This is a genomic window from Bacillus sp. TE9106W, assembly GCF_054062215.1.
The window spans coordinates 525,533-543,289 of record NZ_JBSSFA010000002.1; the positions used below are offsets into that span (position 1 = coordinate 525,533).

Genomic DNA, 17,757 nt, shown 5'->3' on the forward strand with positions numbered 1-17,757 from the left:
AATTATATATAATGTAACTTTACGAATGAAAATTAGTTACATATAAAGTCTATATAAATAATGAAAGAATTGGATAAAAATAGTGGGGGAAGGTGAATGAATGAGCGTTTCTTCTATTGTAAATAAACAAAAGGCATATTTTTATAATGGCCATACGAGAAGTGTAGAAGTGAGAAAGAATAATTTGAAGAAGCTTTATGAAGGCATTCAGCGTTTTGAAGAAGAAATATTTCAGGCGTTGAAATTAGATTTAAATAAGTCAGTTCATGAGTCATTTACAACGGAAGTAGGATATGTATTAAAAGAGATTTCCTTTCAATTGAAGCATATTTCATCGTGGAGTAAACCGAAGCGTGTTCGAACAGCACTCACTCATTTTGGATCAAAGGGGAAAGTAGTGCCCGAACCGTACGGTGTGACACTTATTATTGCACCGTGGAACTATCCGTTTCAATTAGCAATTGCACCGCTTGTAGGAGCTTTGGCAGCTGGAAATACAATCGTTTTAAAGCCATCAGAGCTAACGCCAAACGTTTCTAAAGTGATTACGAGAATGTTAGCAGAATTATTCCAAGAAGAGCTTGTAGCGGTAGTAGAAGGTGGCGTTGAAGAGAGTACCGCTTTGCTGAAGGAACCATTTGATTATATCTTCTTTACAGGTAGTGTGGGTGTTGGGAAGGTTGTCATGGAAGCAGCTGCGAAACAGCTGACGCCGCTTACGTTAGAACTTGGCGGAAAGAGCCCATGTATTGTACATAAAGATGCAAAAGTAGATGTAACAGCGAGACGAATTGTGTGGGGCAAGTTTTTAAATGCAGGGCAAACGTGTGTAGCACCTGATTATCTGTATGTGCATGCTTCTGTGAAAGAGCAGTTAATCGAGGCATTGCGACACGAAATTGCGGAGCAGTATGGGAACGAGCCTTTGCAAAATGAAAATTACGTACGCATTGTAAGTGAGCGGCATTTTGAACGATTATGCCGGTTTTTACAAGATGGTCAAGTCGCAATCGGCGGTAACTATAAGCGAGATACATTACATATTGAACCGACAGTAGTGAAGGATATTACATGGCAAGATGCTGTCATGGAAGATGAAATTTTTGGTCCGATTTTACCAATTATAGAGTACGAAAACATAGAAGAGGTAATTGACACAATTCAGCAACATCCGAAACCGTTAGCGTTATATGTATTCTCTGAAGATAAAGAAGTGCAAAAGAAAGTAACGAGTAATATTTCGTATGGCGGAGGCTGTGTGAATGATGTTGTTTATCATCTTGCAACCCCATATTTACCTTTTGGAGGCGTCGGAAGTAGTGGATTAGGGAGTTACCATGGGGAAGAAAGTTTTCGGACTTTTTCACATTATAAAAGCATTTTAGCCCAATCTACGGCATTCGATATGAAAATTCGTTACTCTTCTACAAAAAGTGCTTTAAAATTCATACGAAAGTTGTTAAAATGATGATGGTGTTTATCAGTAGGCGTAGCCGTATGATAATAGCCCCTTCGCAATGGAAGGGGTTTTTCTGTTCGACATTATGTATCAGGCGAAAATGAATCAAACATACTACATAAAGAATAGAAGTGAACGTTTGCTAAATAACCATTTTTGTTTGGATCGAAACAAAAAATAGTCTATAGAACATAAATATTTATTCATGAATATAAAAATTAAAATTTAAGGTAGATTGGACGGGAAAATGAAAAAGATTATTAAAGTTGAAGCAGTAGAAAAACATTTTGGAAATCAAGTGATTATCCCACCGCTTTCTTTAGATATTAAAGAAGGGGAATTTTTAACGATTTTAGGGCCGAGTGGTTGCGGGAAAACGACGTTACTTCGTATGATCGCAGGATTTGAAACGCCAACTAAAGGGAATCTTTTATTAGATGATGAAAAGATTAACGATTTGCCACCATATAAGCGTCATATGAACCTAGTGTTCCAACATTATGCGCTATTCCCACATATGAATGTGGAGAAAAATATTTGTTTCGGTATGAAAATGCAGAAAGTACCGGCAGCAGAGCAGAAAGAGCGTGCTGAAGAGGCAATGCGTTTAACGCAGTTACTTGAGTTCCGTAATCGTAAACCTGCGAAGCTTTCTGGTGGACAGCAGCAGCGTGTAGCAATTGCGAGAGCGATTGTAAATAACCCGCGTGTATTATTACTAGATGAGCCACTTGGGGCGTTAGACTTTAAGTTAAGAAAAGACTTGCAACGTGAATTGAAAAACTTACAACGTAATTTAGGAATTACGTTCATATACGTAACGCACGATCAAGAAGAAGCGATGAGCATGAGTGATCGTATCGTTGTTATGAATAAAGGACATATTGAACAAATCGGAACACCGAAAGAAATTTATAATAAGCCGAAAACGTTATTCGTTGCGACATTTATCGGTGAAAATAATATTGTGAAAAACGGGGAAGGCTATGTAGCAATTCGCCCTGAAAATGTAAAAGTGCGTTCGGTTGAAGAGCCGATTTTAAAAGAATATCACCTTGGACATATTGAAGACATTGAGTTTGTTGGAAATATGGAAAAGCTTTATGTACGTGATGAGAAAACATCAGAATTACTAATGGCATATCAAACTGCTGAAGAAGCAGCGCAGTGGAGCATTGGAGATAATGTATACGTAGGCTGGGAGCAAGAGGACGAGGTGACCTTAAATTGAAAAAAGGGAAATTACTCGCACTACCTACAGTCGCATGGCTGTTAATCTTCTTCCTAATTCCCCTTCTGTTTGTATTGGCATTTGCCTTCATGCAGCGCGGGGCGTATGGAACAGTGGAAATGCAATTTACATTAGAAAACATAGCACGAGTATTTGACCCATTATATATGGGGACGTTATGGGAAACAGTGAAAATTGCGGTTATTACCACAGTAATATGTTTACTGATCGGTTATCCATTTGCATATACAATTACAATTGTTGATCGCAAATATCGTTCCATTCTTTTATTATTGGCAACGATCCCGTTTTGGATTAACTTCCTTGTTCGTTCATACGCATGGATTGTTATTTTACGTTCACAAGGTCTTGTGAACACGTTTTTATTAAAGCTCGGTATTATTAGTGAACCTCTAAATTTACTATATAATACACCTTCTGTAATACTCGGAATGGTATATTCTTTATTACCATTTATGATTTTACCAGTGTATGCAGCGATTGAGCAGCTTGATAAGCGTAAGCTAGAAGCAGCTTATGATTTAGGGGCAACACCAGTAAAGGCATTTTGGAATGTTACAGTACCAATGACGATGTCAGGGATTGCTACTGGTTCTATTTTAGTGTTTGTTTCTTCTATCGGAATGTTTGTTGTATCAGACGTTATGGGTGGATCGAAAGTAGCATTAATCGGAAACGTAATTCAAAATCAATTCTTAGGAGCGCGTGATTGGCCGTTTGGATCTGCGTTATCTATGATTGTTGTTCTATTCTCTGTTCTGTTAATTTACTTATATTATCGTGCAACGAAAGTATATAAATATGATGGGAACGGAGGGGAATAGGCAAAGATGAAGAAGTTTTTAGTTTCTTATTCTTGGTTAATTTTATTGTTCTTGTATTTTCCAATGATGGTTTTAATGGTGTATTCCTTCAATGATTCTCGCATTAATGCGGAATGGGAAGGATTCACATTCCATTGGTATACAGATTTATTTCAAAAACAAGATGTTATTGATGCGTTTGTAAATAGTATGACGATTGCGATTGTAACGACGATTGTAACGACAGTTCTTGGTGTGATCTTCGCGATTGCATTACATCGTTATAAATATCGTTATGAAGGGGCGATTAATGGTCTTGTATATTTACCGATTTTAATTCCTGATATTTTAATGGGATTATCTTTACTTATCTTATTTAGTCAATTAGGTATGGAACTTGGTAAAACAACAATTATTATTGCGCACATTACATTTAGTATTTCATTTGTTGTCGTTATTTTAGCAGCACGTCTATCTGGTATGGGACGTGATTTAGAAGAGGCTGCGAATGATTTAGGAGCAACGCCGTGGCAAACGTTTCGTTATGTAACGTTCCCAGCAATTGCACCAGGAGTTATTTCAGCTGCATTATTAACATTCACATTATCAATTGATGATTTTGTAATTAGTTTCTTCGTATCAGGACCAGGATCAACAACATTGCCATTATACATTTACAGTATGGTTAAGCGCGGAGTATCACCAGAAATTAATGCACTTTCTACAATTTTAATTGTGGCTATCGTAGGATTAATGGTTCTATCTGAAATCTTCCGTAACAAAGGTGCAGATGGTGAAGAAAACTCTGGAGGACACCTTCCTTTATAATACGAACGATATAGAAAGTACGAGGGGGTAATAAACTGATGAAATTAATGAAGAGATTAGCTGGCGCAGCAATTAGCTTTAGCCTTGTTGCTGGTGTACTTGCTGGTTGTGGTGAAAAGAAAGAAGAGTTAAACATTTATAGCTGGGCTGACAATTTTGATGAGCAAGTGCTAAGAGATTTTGAAAAGAAATATAACGTGAAAATTAACTATGATAAGTATGCAAGTAATGAAGAAATGCTTGCGAAATTACAAGCTGGTGGCGCGAAGTATGATTTAATTCAGCCGTCTGATTACATGGTTAAAACAATGGCAAAAATGGATTTATTAGCGCCGTTAGATAAAAAGAATATCCCAAATATCGAAAACATGGTTTCTAATTTCAAAACACCTGCGTTTGATCCAGAGAATAAATATTCTTTAGTATACACTTGGGGTGTAACTGGGATTGCATACAATAAAAAGTATGTGAAAGAAGCACCTACAAGTTGGACTGACTTATGGAATGAGAAATATAAAGGGCATGTAACTTTATTAAATGATTCTCGTGAAGTATTAGGTATGGGTCTTAAGAAAAACGGCTTCTCAAACAGTACGAAAGATGATGCACAGCTAAAGACAGCAGCAACTGATTTACAGAAGCTACTTCCAAACTTATTAGCATTTGATACAGATAATATTAAACAAAAGTTCATTACAGAAGATGCTTGGATCGGAACAGTTTGGTCTGGAGATGCAGCATTTATCGCAAAAGATAATAAAGATGTAGAGTACGTTGTACCAAAAGAAGGCGGCACAATTTGGGCTGATACGTTAGCAATTCCAAAAGGTGCGAAAAATAAAGAGCTTGCAGAGAAGTTTATGAACTACTTATTAGATGAAAAAGTAAGTGTGAAAAACTACGAGTCAATTGGATACAGTAATCCAAATGAAAAAGCGCATCCTCTTCATAGTAAAGAATATCGTGAAAACCATATGATTTTCTTAACGAAAGAAGAATTAAATCGTACAGAATGGCTTGTTGATGTAGATGATAAGTTAAAAGATTATGATCGTTACTGGACAGAGTTAAAAACAAAAGGTAAATAAGTAAGGAAATGCGGTTTCTAAAGTAGAAATCGCATTTTTTCATAGTAGGAGGAAATCGTTTGAAGAAGAAGTTGCATCAATATGAGGTAATGTGTATCGGTTTATTACTTGCTGTATTTGGCATTGTTGCTTGGCGCGTACATGCTGGTGGCGTTACAGTGATGGATACATATATCAGAGGATTAGTAAAAGGATTACAAACAGAAGGTTCGCTTGCATTTTTCTCACACTATACAAAATTAGGGTCTGCCATTGGGATTGTAACGGTGCTCGTTATAAGTTTGCTTGTTTTTTGGAAAAAAAGTTATTATGCTGCGATGATCGTGTATCCAATGGGTATTTTAACAACACATCTTGTGAATAAAGGGATAAAAGAAATTGTGAAAAGGGATCGTCCGTCGTTAAATGAAGCATTTGATGCGCTCGGCTATAGTTTTCCTAGTGGGCATGCAATGTTATCTATTATGACATTCGGGTTTCTTGCTTATATCATTGCAGCAAATTTGAAGAGTGTGACCGGAAAATATGTGATAACGCTTTTCATGGGAATAGTAATCGTATCGATTGGATTAAGTAGAGTCATTTTAAATGTACATTATCCAACTGATATTTTAGCTGGCTACTGCGTAGGTGGTATTTTATTAATTATCGTAATTTATTGCCATCGTTTACTTACTGAGAAGCTTGGTCTTCATAAAGAGAGATAGAAAAACGTCTAGAAAAACTATTATTATAGTTTTTCTAGACGTTTTTTGTTTGCAGGAAGATGTGATACAGTATAAGTGATAATTGAATGATGTAAAGTAGGTGAAAATGTGTGAAGACAAATGTACATAAAGTTGATAAGTGGGGGAAGTTAGGAGCTTTTTTGTATCAGTTTCGTTATACAGTAATTGTAGCATTACTATTGGTTGCGATAGCGCTCGGTATTTTCGCTCCAAAGCTACCGGGAGTATTAGGTGGTGATGGCTTTCAAACGGAAGGGGACTATCAAAAAACGAAAGAAATTTTAGATAAAGATTTTAAGAGGTCTCAAGATACACTTCTACTCGTTTTTGAAAAAAATAAAGGTGTTTCACACGAGGAATTTCAGAAGAAAGTGGAGACAATTGTAAAAAATGTACAAGAGAAAGAGACATATGAATCTTTCCATCACCCAGTGCAAAATAAAGAAATGTTACAAGATGATATCGGCTATGCGACAATTTTATTTTCCGGGAAAACAAATAAGGAACGAATGGAAAAGACATTACAATTTGCTGATAAAATCGAAAAGGAAAGTAATGCAACATTAAAAGTAACGCCTACAGGATTTCCGAAAATTAACAAAGAGATTAATGAAAGAACGCAAAATGATTTAAAAGTAGCAGAGATGATTGGGTTACCGATTGCATTCCTCGTATTACTATTTTCATTTGGTAGCCTTTTGGCATCAATTTTACCAATTGTAAATGGAGCACTTAGTGTTATTAGTACGATGGGCATTTTATATTTTATAGGTAGCGATAAGGAGCTATCTATCTTTGTGTTAAATGTTGCACCGATGATTGGACTTGCGCTATCTATTGATTTTGCGCTATTATTTGTAAATCGCTTTCGAGAGGAAGTTGCAAAGCGAACGGTAAAAGAAGCGATAGCAATTACATATCAGACAGCAGGGCGGGCAATCGTATTTTCAGGATTATGTGTATTTGTTGGTTTATCCGGTTTGTTTTTCTTTAAGATCGATTATATTCAGTCTGTCGCAATTAGCGGAATGATTGTTGTGATTATGAGTATTGTATTCTCACTTACACTTCTTCCGGCGCTATTATCGTTAATCGGTAAACGAATATTAAAAAAGAATCAAGTAGCACATACGCCGGCAAAGGCGTGGCGTATATTTGCACAATTTGTAATGAAACATCCAATTGCGATGATTATTGTTGTTACAACATTTATTGTGATTTGCTTATTGCCATTACGTACAGCTAATTTACAGTTCCCTGACGTGGAAGCTCTACCTAAACAAAGTGATACAAGAATTGCATATGAGAAGTACGAAGAGGCATTTAATGAAACTGCAAAAACATATGCTGATGTTACGTTAGTCGTAGAGACGAAAAAAGATATGAAAGAAACAGAAAGTTTACAAAAGGTAGAAGAAGTCGTTCAAAAGTTAAAAGATGATAAGAAAGTATATGAAGTAAGAAGTTTATACGACAGTTTAAATGGAATGAAATCAGAGCAAGTTGCTGGTATGTTACAGTCGCCAGAAGCTGCTAAAATAGCTCCGGTATTTGAAACGTATACGAAAGGAAATAAGACAACAATCGAAGTCTTTTTAGATACAAAACCACGTACTGAAACTGCTAAACAATGGGTTCGTGATTTTAAACAAAATTATAAAGAAACAGATGTTACGTATTATTTAGGCGGAATGACGACGTTCCAACAAGAGTTAGAAGATGAAATTAAAGATAAAGTTGCAATTGGTATGTCTGTTATATTTGGATCGACCTTCGTTATATTATTATTTGCATTCCGATCTATACTCATTCCGATTAAGGCGATTATTATGAATGTGCTTAGTTTAAGCGCAACAATTGGAATTGTTGTTTGGTTATTTGAAGGTGGTCATTTTGGTTTAGAAGCAAGTCCTGTTTTATTTGTCTTACCAATCTTCATTTTCGGCCTCGTATTTGGGCTTAGCATGGATTATGAAGTCTTTCTTATTTCGCGTATTCATGAACTGTATGAAGAAACAGGAGATAATGATCAAGCGACGTTAGAAGGACTTGTGTCAACAAGTAGAATTATTACGTCTGCCGCTTTAATTATGATTGTTGTAACTGGTGCGTTTGCTTTTACTGATATTTTACCAGTACGACAAATGGGGATTGGCGTTGCATTAGCGATATTCCTTGATGCCACAATTATTCGTCTTATGCTCGTACCAAGTTTAATGAAATTGTTTGGAGACTGGAACTGGTGGTTACCATTTCGAAAGAAAAGAGAAAAATCATCATAAAAAATACTCATCTATAAGATGAGTATTTTTTATGAATAGCAAGACCTACATTTTGCAAATAGTATGTGATAAGAACATTACATATAAGTAGGTGAAGGCAATGTTTCGTTATTTTAAATTTAAGCTAAATGATACAGTACAGTTTGCAGAAAACGATGGGCATATGTATCGCATTGTCGGTTATCGGTTAGAAAAAGGATTTTATCCAAAAGATGAATGGACTCATATTATTTATGAATTGCTTAGAGATTTTGATGGGTATACGATGGATGCGGAAGAAGAGGAACTTGTAAAGGTCATTCAAGTAGAGGATGAGTATTACAAAATACAAGAAGTATCGGGCTATCGTTATCCGGTAAAAATGAAGCAAAAACAACAAGTGATGAAATTAGAAAAGATGGATGACTTATTAGATACGTATAACGATTATAAGAGGTTGGCGGATTTCTTTAAAGATTTATCATATGAACAAAAAGCGGAAGAAGTGTTGCAGGAAATGAGAAGGCGTAGAGCGTGAGGGGCAGTCTATTATAAGACTGTCCTCTATTTTTGGCGGTGCATCAAAGTGTATTTTCCGTTACAATGAGAGAATCAATAGAAATAAGGTGATACAGTATGGAAACGAAGAAGAAGGGCGAATGGTGCGAAATGACTGTGCCAGCGAAATGGAATGGTATAAGCATTGAGTCGTTATTAAAAATAGAATGGGAAATACCGAAAAAATTGTTACATCAGCTTCGTATGGAAAAAGGTGTTACTGTTAACGGAGAACAGAGAGGATGGAATGAGCTTTTAAAAGAAGGCGATAAGTTACAAGTTCATATGTTTATGGAGGAAGAATACGATGTAGAGCCTGAATATGGTGAATTAGATGTAGTATATGAAGACGATCATGTACTCATTGTAAATAAGCCTGAGAAGATGGATACGCATCCTGCTGAAAAAGGCAGGATGGGAACACTTGCAAATCTTGTTGCCTTTCATTATCAGATGAAAGGTTTAGAGACGAAGGTTCGACATATTCATCGGTTAGATAAAGATACGACAGGTGGTGTCGTATTTGCTAAGCATAGAATCGCTGGTGCAATTATGGATCGTTTATTAATGGAACGAAAAATTAAAAGAACATATGCGGCTCTTGTAGAAGGCAAAGTGAAAAAAAAGCAAGGAACAATTGACGCGGCTATCGGAAGAGATCGCCATCATGCGACGAGACGACGTGTTTCTCCAAAGGGAGATCAAGCAATCACATATTATAAAGTAGAGGAGTATTTTAAAAAACAAAATGTTACGCTCGTAACGTTACAATTGGAAACTGGTAGAACCCATCAAATTCGTGTTCATATGAGCTATAATGGTAATCCGTTAGTTGGGGATGTATTATATGGTGGACAAACGAAATTTATGTCTAGGCAAGCGTTACATGCGATGAAGATAAACTTTTTACATCCAATTACAAAAGAAGAGATTGAAGTTGATGTACCATTTCCTACAAAATTAAATGATACACTGAAAGAGTTTCAAAGAGTGAATGCGTAAAGTGTAAGTTTAAAGTTGAGAAAAGTAGATTTTTGCAGGAATTTCTCTAAAAGAAGCGAAGCCGTTAAGAGAAAAGAGGGGTGAGAATCACTTGATCAAATATAAATATATACTAGGAATATTTTTCGCTTGTCTTTTAATTACTCTATTCCTCTATCCATATTTACCGAATCAGATGGCTGTACATTGGAACGAAAATGGTGAGCCGAATGAGTTTATGAGTAAACAAGTTGTTGTAGCATTTATTCCTTGTCTTATTATTTTCTTACATGGATTGATGTATATTATTTCACATAATATACATAAGTTTAATGAAGACGAGCATGTCATTATAAGTGGATTTCTAAAGACGATTACTTTATTTATGTTATTTATCCATATGCTCATTCTCTTTATTAATTTTGGAAGCATGATATCCTTTCAAACAGGACTAACAATTGGGATAAGTATGTTTCTTTTTATGCTTAGTAAGGCGTTTAAAAAAGTGCAGAGTACGGAAAAAGATCCAATCAAATTAAAAAAGATCCGTTTAGTGAGTAGGCGGATTTTTCAAGTGATGGCATGCAGTATATTGTTTTCATTGTTTTTGAACTTGAAATGGGGATTTTATGTATTACTTAGCGTAATAAGTGGTGGTTCTATTTTGTTTATGTTCTACGCTCTATACTCATACATAATAGAAAGTTATGAAACATAAAAAAGAGTCTTCTCATTATGAGAAGACTCTTTTAATCTATTTACTTCGTAATAAATTGTTGTGTCCAGTAGTTACCGCTTTCTACATAGCCAACACCGATGTGAGTGAAGCCATTATTTAAGATGTTTGCACGGTGTCCAGCACTGTTCATCCAAGCTTGTACTACTTCTTCAGGTGTACGTTGGCCTTGAGCGATGTTTTCACCTGCAGATGTATAAGAAATACCAAATTTCTTCATCATGTCAAACGGAGACCCGTATGTAGGGCTGTTATGATCAAAGTAGTTATTTTTTTGCATATCTTCAGATTTAATGCGTGCTACTTTGCTTAATTCAGTGTCGATTTTTAAAGCTGGTAAACCTTGTTTTGCACGCTCAGCGTTTGTTAATTCAACAACACGTTGTTCGAACTCGCTTAAAGATTTTGCTTCTTCAGCAGGTTTTTGCTCAGCTGGTTTTTGTTCAGCAGGTTTTTGAGTATTATTGTTTTCAGCAGGCTTTTGAGCTTCTGGTTTTTGAACTTCTTCAGCAGGCTTTTGCTCGGCAGGCTTTTGCTCAACAGGCTTTTGAGTTTCTGGCTTAGCTGTTGGTTGCTCAGTTACAACATTTTCAGTAGGTTGTTGACCAGGAATGAAGCAGTTTGGTTGGAAGTTTCCTTGTTGCCATTGTGCTAATGATTCAACTCCCATAGATTGTAAGAATGCTTGTAATTCTTGTTGGCTCATTTGCTTCATCATCACTTTTGAATGCTGAATATTTTGAACCTTTACGTTAGATGGTTGTACTGTTGCAGCTTGTGCATCTAAAGAAGATACTCCTAAAGTAAGAGCCGTTGCAGCAGCTACAGATAATAAAACACGCTTTTTCATGATGTGTGTCCCCCTATATAAAGTTTTAATTTGTTTTCACACGATTTGTTTTTGACAGCCTGTCTGACTGACAAATTCATCGTAGCATAGATTTTGTGAGAAAAAAGATGGAAAAAAATTCATAGACTTAAAATTTACCTAATTTATCCTAAGAGGGAAAAGGGGGAAAAATAAGAGAAACATAGAGTATAAAAGGAATTTTCAGCATTTTTATACTTGGTTATAAGAGGGGGTTTTTGGATAAATGTACCTATATTGAAAATGAAGAATCCTATTGTATCAATGGTTTGAGCGGTTTTTTGAGGAATATACTGGATTGATTTTTACAAAACTGTAATGTTTCTGTTGTTCTTTTTTATAATAAAGTAACATATTTTTAATGTTGTAGCGAACAAAAAAGCGGCTATCTCTTTACATAGACGAAGGAGATAGCCGTTTTCCTATTATTACGTATGTTACGAGTTATTACGAGTTGGTTTCAATTGCTTCTAATAATAGATCTACAATGTGAATTCCTCTCATTTTATGAGAAAGACCTTCTCGTTCAATGCCTAATTTCATTTGTAATAAACAACCTGGATTTGCAGTAACAATGGTTGTTGCATCTGTTTCATGCACACGGTCCATTTTGTAATCTAGAAATTCCATTGATAGTTCTGAATGAACAATATTGTAAATACCAGCAGAACCACAACAGCGATCCGCATCTTTCATTTCGCGGTATGTTGCGCCTTGAATTGCTTCTAGTAACATACGAGGTTCTGAAGATGTTCGCATAACATTGCGTAAATGACAAGAGTCTTGATACGTAATAATTTGCGGCGTTAGTCGTAAGTCATTACGTTTATGGAAATCTAGTTCTACTAGAATAGCAGTAATATCTTTAATTTTGGAAACAAACTGTTTTGCACGTTCAGCCCACTGTGGATCATCTTTTAAAAGATAATCGTAGTCTACGAGGTAAGCTCCGCAACCACCAGCATTCGTAATAATATAATCAATGTTTAAATCTTCGAATGCTTTTATATTGCGTTTCGCTAATTCTTTTGCTCCACTTTTCTCACCAGCATGCCCATGTAATGCCCCGCAGCAACTTTGCGTTTTCGGAATAACGATATCACAACCAGCTAACTGAAGCAGTTTCATCGTTGCGTTATTTGTTTCTAAAAACATCGTATCCATTAAACAACCTGTGAAGAATGCAACTTGTTTCTTCTTTGTACTTTCAGCAGGTAAAAATGTAGGACGATCTTTCATTGCTTTCATTTTAGGGACTTTTGGTAAAACGAGATCCATCGTTGCAAGTGTTTCAGGGAATAACTTCATAATTCCCGTTTTATGTGTTATCGTTTGTAAACCAGAACGCTGATAAAATCCAATTAATCCGGTTAATGTTCTCATTCGATTTTGATGCGGGAATAGCCCTTCAAAAACGACTTTACGAACGGCTCTCACTGGCATCGAGAACTTTTTGTTTTGATTTATAATATCACGAGCTTCTTCTAATAAATGGCCATAATTCACACCAGATGGACAAACAGGTTCACAAGCGCGGCAGCCAAGGCAAACGTTTAATGTGTTTTCAACATCTTCATCTGGCTCAATTAAACCGTCAACGACCGCCTTCATTAATGCAATACGTCCGCGCGGGGAATGTGATTCTTTATATCCAGATTGAATGTAAGTAGGGCAAGTTGGTAAACAGAAACCGCATCGCATACAGTTTAGTAGTTCATCTTCACTTAATCGTTCTTTAAATTCTTTTTGAATGTTTTCTTTATTTAATGTTGTCATCGCTCAACCACCACTCTTTTACGAGTGTCCCTCGCGAACATCTTTCCTGGATTCATAATGTTATTTGGATCGAAGGCGTGTTTAATTCCTTGCATAGCGGCAATACCTTCTTTACCTAACTTCATTTCTAAATACGGAGCCTTCATCGCACCAACACCATGTTCACCAGTAATCGTGCCACCAAGTTCGATTGCTTTTGCAAATATTTCAGCAAAAGCTTGTTCAGCTCGGTGCATTTCTTCTTCGTTGCGAGCATCTGTCATACAAGTTGGGTGTAGGTTGCCATCGCCAGCATGCCCAAACGTACAAATAGGAATATTATATTTTTTGGCAATGGCATTAATAGCTTCAACCATCGGAGCAATCTGTGAGCGTGGTACCGTTGCATCTTCTAATATTGTAGTAGGCTTTAATCTTGCCAGTGCTGACAGTGCACTACGGCGAGCTGTTCGAAGCGCATCTGCTTCCGCTTCATCTTTTGCGACGCGAACATCAACTGCATTCATGGAACGACAAACGTTAGCCATTTTTTCAATATCTCGATTAACAACTTCAGGCGGACCGTCTTGTTCAATTAATAAAATTGCTTTTACATCAGTTGGTAAACCGATTTGTGCGAACTCTTCTACTACTTCAATTGTCGGTTGGTCTAAAAACTCAAGTGTCGCTGGAATGATTTTATTTGCAATAATAGAAGAAACAGCACGTGCAGCTTCGTTAATATCTTCATATAGTGCAAGCATCGTTTTCTTCGTTTCAGGCATAGGGACAAGTTTTAATATTGCTTCTGTTACGACGCCAAGAGTCCCTTCAGAACCGATAAATAAACGAGTTAAATCGTAACCAGCTACATCTTTTGCTAATTTACCACCAGTACGAATAATATCACCATTTGGTAAGACAAGTTCAAGACCCATCACATAATCACGTGTTACGCCATATTTTAATCCACGTAATCCACCTGAGTTTTCATTAATGTTACCGCCAATTGTAGAAATTTTCATCGAGCTTGGATCTGGTGGATAAAATAAACCTTTTTCTTCTACCGCTTTAATAATATCAAGTGTAATGACACCAGCTTGTACAGTAATTGTTAAATTCTCTTCATCAATTTCTAAAATGTTATTCATATGGCGGAAGATAAGAACAATACCGCCTTCAAGTGGGCATGTCCCTGCGCAAAGGTTTGTTCCGGAACCACGAACATATACAGGAATTTTGTGAGCGTTACATACTTTTAATACTTCAGCTACTTCATTTGTATTACGAGGAGCAATGACTGCATCAGGCATTGCTTGGAAGTTTGGAGTGGCATCATAACTATACGTTAAACGCCCCATATTGGATGTATCTACATTATCTTCGCCAACAATGGATACGAATGAATCAATAATTTGCTTTTCTAACATTGGAAATCCCCCTCAAACTGTTAACGTATTTAGTCATAATAAAAAACGTTGTAACAGTGCTTTCATTATAATGATAAAAAAGTTGGCGGATTCTTTCTATGTATAATCATCTAAAGATTAATCTATTTTATTATTATTTTTTGTATGATTATCTAATAAGAGGAGAGAAAAGTATAAAATGTTTAAGTCTTTGAATTGTTTCGGGTCAAGTCCTGTATGCTCCTCAATCTTTTTAAGTCTGTAATGCAATGTATTAATGTGTATATGTAATTGCTCCGCTGTTTGTTTATAGGATTGGTTATAATCGATAAATAAACGTAAAGTGTGCATAAGCTCAGGCGATGATAGTAAGTTTTTGATTGTGCGCTTTAGAAATTGTTCCCGCGTTTCCGCAGAAATATCTTGTAAGCACATTTCTAAACGTAAATCTTCATTAAATACAATCTTTTTCGTTGCAAGTGATACGGAAAGAGCTTGTAATGCTTGTTCGTACGATAAATTCATATTGCTTGGCGTAACGGATTGTCCAATCCCGATATATAAAGGAATAGAAAATAAAGTTTCACAGTCTTGTTTTAATCGTTTTAAAAATTGATATGTTTGCTCTTTAGAGCTCATCGCTGTAAATAAAATGAATCGATCATTTCCCCAGCGAACAAATAGATGCTCCTTTGTTAATAGATTGCGTACGTGTTGCCAAATCTTACGCTGAAGCATCGTGTCATTTTGATCGATAGAGAACAAAATAAGTTGTTTCTTCTTATATAAATCAATACCAAGTGTTTTGGCACGATCGAGAAAGCTTGGAGACCAGTCTGTATTTTGGAGCCAATCAAAGACAAATGCTTCATAAGAACGGTGTTCAAGTTCTAGCTGTTCTAAAAAGTAGTTTTCGTGAATGAGTAGTTCGGTCATTTTACGTAATATTTCTCCGTATTGGGAAATGTTTTCAGGTTCACCTGTAATTCCAATGACACCAATTACTTCGTCATGGAATAGTAAAGGGAGATTCATACCCGCCTTTACGCCATGCAAACGTCGTTCATCTTCTTTTGTAATAATGACAGTTTTCTTTTGTTTCGCACAGCGGAGTGCGCCTTCATGAAATTGACCGATTCTTTCTATATCTGTACTTGCGATAATAACGCCTTGTATATTAATGATAATAATATTTTCTTTAATTAGTCTGCGTACTTCTCGTACAATTTTATTCGCTAAATCAGGAAAAAGCATAATTGGCACACCTCAAATTCTATTTGTTGTACATTATATATGTAAATGAAGTAGGAAAGGGAAATTTCACACTTTCCACACATTTATTTGTTATTTTACAATTATAACGAAATCATCCGAAGATGGAGGGAATCTTTTGAGAAAGTCTGTTTTTCTTATTTGTTTTTTATTTCTATTAGTAGGGTGTCAAGGAAGTTCATATACACCGATTGCTAAAGATAAAAGTGTTATTATAACAACGAATATAAAAGAAGGCAGTATTAGTTTTGTCGATAAACAAACTAAAAAGTTAATTACGACATGGGAACTTAACGAGCCGATGGCAGGAACCCTACTACTTCCAAATGGTGAAGACATACTTGTATATGGTAAGCAGTTAGAGTACATGTATGTATATTCACTAGTCGAAGGAAGACAAGTGGAGAAATATAAAACTGGAAAAGGTATTGTAAATGTAATCGTATCTGAAGATAAAAAACAATTATTTGCAGCTGATCAAACTGCTCAAAAGGTAAGGTTCTTTACGATTAATGGAAAAGAGACAGGGAATGTTTCGACAGGAAAAGGACCGATAACGATGGTAGAGTACGATAACCAGTTATCTGTATTAAACTTTAATGATACGAAGCTAACGACAATTGATACAAAGAAAAAAGAAGTGATACAATCTTTTATGATTCCCCCAGCGTCAACGGGAGCAACAATTAGTCCAGATGGGAAAGAAATATGGATTGGCGGACATGGTGATGGAAATCAGGTGAATGAGAAAGTATTAGTGTATTCTTTGCAGAGCGGAGAAATGGTACGTTCTTTACACGCTCCGTTTATGCCTGTGAATATTACGAAGGATCATAAGTACGTATATGCATTAAGTCACGGTTCGAATACGCTTAGAAAGTTTGATGTTAGCACGTATAAAGAGGTGGCTTCTGTAGAAGTAGGATCGAACCCATTTGCATTTTTGAAGAGCGGAGCAGAAGGATATGTAGCCAGCTATGATAGTGATGAAGTGTGCGTTATGGATATGAAGGATTTGAAAATAAAACAAACAATTAAAGTCGGAAAAGGACCGTTTCAACTCATAGAGAGAGAAGGGAAGGACAATGAGTAAATATAGGGTGCTAGTTGTAGATGATGAAAGTGATATGAGGCAACTTGTTGGAATGTACTTAGATAATTTCGGATACGAGTGGGGAGAAGCTGAAAATGGAAAAGAAGCTTTAAAAAAATTAGAAACGGACCATTATGATTTCGTTGTACTAGATATTATGATGCCAGAGATGGATGGACTTTCAGTTTGTAAAGAAATTAGAAAAACGTCAGATGTACCAATTATATTTTTAACAGCAAAAGGTGAAGAGTGGAATAGGGTGAACGGCTTACGTATGGGAGCAGATGATTATATTGTAAAGCCATTTAGTCCTGGTGAATTAATTGCTCGTATGGAAGCTGTGTTAAGACGTTATACAAAACAAGAGCAACAAGAGGAGATTCAGTTTGGACCGATTCTTATTAATGAAAAAAGTAGAAAGATTGAGGCCGATGGTGAGCCGATTTCTCTTACAGTAAAAGAGTTTGATTTACTCTATTTTCTTTGCCAACATACGGGACAAGTATTTAGCCGAGAACAATTGCTGGAAAAGGTATGGGGATATGATTATGCCGGAAGTACAAGAACAGTAGATACGCACGTGAAAACGATGCGTTTGAAGCTTGGAGAAAGTGGAAACTACATTCAAACTGTTTGGGGTGTAGGCTATAAATTTGAGGTGTAACG

16 protein-coding genes are annotated in these 17,757 nt (G+C 36.1%); 12 read left to right on the forward strand and 4 right to left on the reverse strand.

Annotated features, from left to right (window positions below; translation table 11 throughout):
• Positions 1-100 precede the first annotated feature (100 nt).
• The 10 genes from ACVWY7_RS06285 to ACVWY7_RS06330 all read left to right on the forward strand — a co-directional run bounded on the left by ACVWY7_RS06285 (position 101) and on the right by ACVWY7_RS06330 (position 10,676).
• Positions 101-1,468, forward strand: a complete 1,368-nt coding sequence (locus ACVWY7_RS06285) for an aldehyde dehydrogenase (RefSeq protein WP_000116799.1) — start codon at positions 101-103, stop codon at positions 1,466-1,468.
• 238 nt (positions 1,469-1,706) lie between these two features.
• Positions 1,707-2,690 (forward strand): spermidine/putrescine ABC transporter ATP-binding protein PotA, encoded by a 984-nt coding sequence (gene potA, locus ACVWY7_RS06290; RefSeq protein WP_000720319.1) that lies wholly within the window; start codon positions 1,707-1,709, stop codon positions 2,688-2,690.
• Positions 2,687-3,535, forward strand: a complete 849-nt coding sequence (gene potB / locus ACVWY7_RS06295) for a spermidine/putrescine ABC transporter permease PotB (RefSeq protein ID WP_000715491.1) — start codon at positions 2,687-2,689, stop codon at positions 3,533-3,535. Before potA ends, potB begins: the two co-directional genes overlap by 4 nt.
• Before the next feature lie 6 nt (positions 3,536-3,541).
• Positions 3,542-4,342: a spermidine/putrescine ABC transporter permease PotC gene (potC, locus tag ACVWY7_RS06300; protein ID WP_000714199.1), complete on the forward strand. Its 801-nt coding sequence runs from the start codon at positions 3,542-3,544 to the stop codon at positions 4,340-4,342.
• A 38-nt stretch (positions 4,343-4,380) separates the two neighbouring features.
• Positions 4,381-5,430, forward strand: coding sequence for a spermidine/putrescine ABC transporter substrate-binding protein PotD (gene potD / locus ACVWY7_RS06305; protein ID WP_000772501.1), 1,050 nt, complete (start codon positions 4,381-4,383; stop codon positions 5,428-5,430).
• A 59-nt stretch (positions 5,431-5,489) separates the two neighbouring features.
• Entirely contained in the window at positions 5,490-6,137 is a 648-nt protein-coding gene (locus tag ACVWY7_RS06310) for a phosphatase PAP2 family protein (RefSeq protein ID WP_000727802.1), read from the forward strand.
• 110 nt (positions 6,138-6,247) lie between these two features.
• Positions 6,248-8,440: an MMPL family transporter gene (locus tag ACVWY7_RS06315; RefSeq protein ID WP_456523706.1), complete on the forward strand. Its 2,193-nt coding sequence runs from the start codon at positions 6,248-6,250 to the stop codon at positions 8,438-8,440.
• A gap of 100 nt (positions 8,441-8,540) precedes the next feature.
• Positions 8,541-8,957, forward strand: a complete 417-nt coding sequence (locus ACVWY7_RS06320; protein ID WP_000490292.1) for a hypothetical protein — start codon at positions 8,541-8,543, stop codon at positions 8,955-8,957.
• A 98-nt stretch (positions 8,958-9,055) separates the two neighbouring features.
• On the forward strand, positions 9,056-9,979 hold the full coding sequence (locus ACVWY7_RS06325) for an RluA family pseudouridine synthase (RefSeq protein ID WP_212113866.1): 924 nt from the start codon (positions 9,056-9,058) through the stop codon (positions 9,977-9,979).
• Between the two features lie 91 nt (positions 9,980-10,070).
• Positions 10,071-10,676 carry a DUF1648 domain-containing protein gene (locus tag ACVWY7_RS06330; RefSeq protein WP_000598987.1) on the forward strand — a complete coding sequence of 202 codons (606 nt, stop codon included), beginning with the start codon at positions 10,071-10,073 and terminating at the stop codon, positions 10,674-10,676.
• A 40-nt stretch (positions 10,677-10,716) separates the two neighbouring features.
• On the opposite strand, the gene ACVWY7_RS06335 is transcribed toward ACVWY7_RS06330, so the two are convergent.
• From ACVWY7_RS06335 to ACVWY7_RS06350, 4 genes are all read right to left on the reverse strand, one after another.
• Positions 10,717-11,544 carry a CAP domain-containing protein gene (locus ACVWY7_RS06335; protein WP_000747596.1) on the reverse strand — a complete coding sequence of 276 codons (828 nt, stop codon included), beginning with the start codon at positions 11,542-11,544 and terminating at the stop codon, positions 10,717-10,719.
• A 465-nt stretch (positions 11,545-12,009) separates the two neighbouring features.
• Positions 12,010-13,338 (reverse strand): (Fe-S)-binding protein, encoded by a 1,329-nt coding sequence (locus ACVWY7_RS06340; protein WP_000209629.1) that lies wholly within the window; start codon positions 13,336-13,338, stop codon positions 12,010-12,012.
• On the reverse strand, positions 13,335-14,747 hold the full coding sequence (glcD, locus tag ACVWY7_RS06345) for a glycolate oxidase subunit GlcD (protein ID WP_000890736.1): 1,413 nt from the start codon (positions 14,745-14,747) through the stop codon (positions 13,335-13,337). Before glcD ends, ACVWY7_RS06340 begins: the two co-directional genes overlap by 4 nt.
• A gap of 117 nt (positions 14,748-14,864) precedes the next feature.
• The gene (locus ACVWY7_RS06350) at positions 14,865-15,980 is read right to left on the reverse strand and encodes a CdaR family transcriptional regulator (protein WP_000898623.1); all 1,116 of its coding nucleotides are present in this window, start codon (positions 15,978-15,980) and stop codon (positions 14,865-14,867) included.
• Between the two features lie 136 nt (positions 15,981-16,116).
• On the opposite strand from ACVWY7_RS06350, the gene ACVWY7_RS06355 reads away from it, so the two are divergent.
• Both ACVWY7_RS06355 and ACVWY7_RS06360 read left to right on the forward strand, forming a co-directional pair.
• A complete protein-coding gene (locus ACVWY7_RS06355) occupies positions 16,117-17,091 on the forward strand; it encodes a YncE family protein (protein WP_105989021.1) in 975 nt (324 codons plus the stop codon).
• Entirely contained in the window at positions 17,084-17,755 is a 672-nt protein-coding gene (locus tag ACVWY7_RS06360) for a response regulator transcription factor (protein WP_000049878.1), read from the forward strand. Before ACVWY7_RS06355 ends, ACVWY7_RS06360 begins: the two co-directional genes overlap by 8 nt.
• Positions 17,756-17,757: the final 2 nt, after the last annotated feature.

What these genes read in the sequence shown, in the direction of transcription:
- ACVWY7_RS06285 (WP_000116799.1), top strand. Translation starts at nt 101, where the DNA reads ATGAGCGTTTCTTCTATTGTAAATAAACAAAAGGCATATTTTTATAAT.
- potA (WP_000720319.1), top strand. Translation starts at nt 1,707, where the DNA reads ATGAAAAAGATTATTAAAGTTGAAGCAGTAGAAAAACATTTTGGAAAT.
- potC (WP_000714199.1), top strand. Translation starts at nt 3,542, where the DNA reads ATGAAGAAGTTTTTAGTTTCTTATTCTTGGTTAATTTTATTGTTCTTG.
- potD (WP_000772501.1), top strand. Translation starts at nt 4,381, where the DNA reads ATGAAATTAATGAAGAGATTAGCTGGCGCAGCAATTAGCTTTAGCCTT.
- ACVWY7_RS06320 (WP_000490292.1), top strand. Translation starts at nt 8,541, where the DNA reads ATGTTTCGTTATTTTAAATTTAAGCTAAATGATACAGTACAGTTTGCA.
- ACVWY7_RS06325 (WP_212113866.1), top strand. Translation starts at nt 9,056, where the DNA reads ATGGAAACGAAGAAGAAGGGCGAATGGTGCGAAATGACTGTGCCAGCG.
- ACVWY7_RS06335 (WP_000747596.1), bottom strand. Translation starts at nt 11,544, where the DNA reads ATGAAAAAGCGTGTTTTATTATCTGTAGCTGCTGCAACGGCTCTTACT.
- ACVWY7_RS06340 (WP_000209629.1), bottom strand. Translation starts at nt 13,338, where the DNA reads ATGACAACATTAAATAAAGAAAACATTCAAAAAGAATTTAAAGAACGA.
- glcD (WP_000890736.1), bottom strand. Translation starts at nt 14,747, where the DNA reads ATGTTAGAAAAGCAAATTATTGATTCATTCGTATCCATTGTTGGCGAA.
- ACVWY7_RS06350 (WP_000898623.1), bottom strand. Translation starts at nt 15,980, where the DNA reads ATGCTTTTTCCTGATTTAGCGAATAAAATTGTACGAGAAGTACGCAGA.
- ACVWY7_RS06360 (WP_000049878.1), top strand. Translation starts at nt 17,084, where the DNA reads ATGAGTAAATATAGGGTGCTAGTTGTAGATGATGAAAGTGATATGAGG.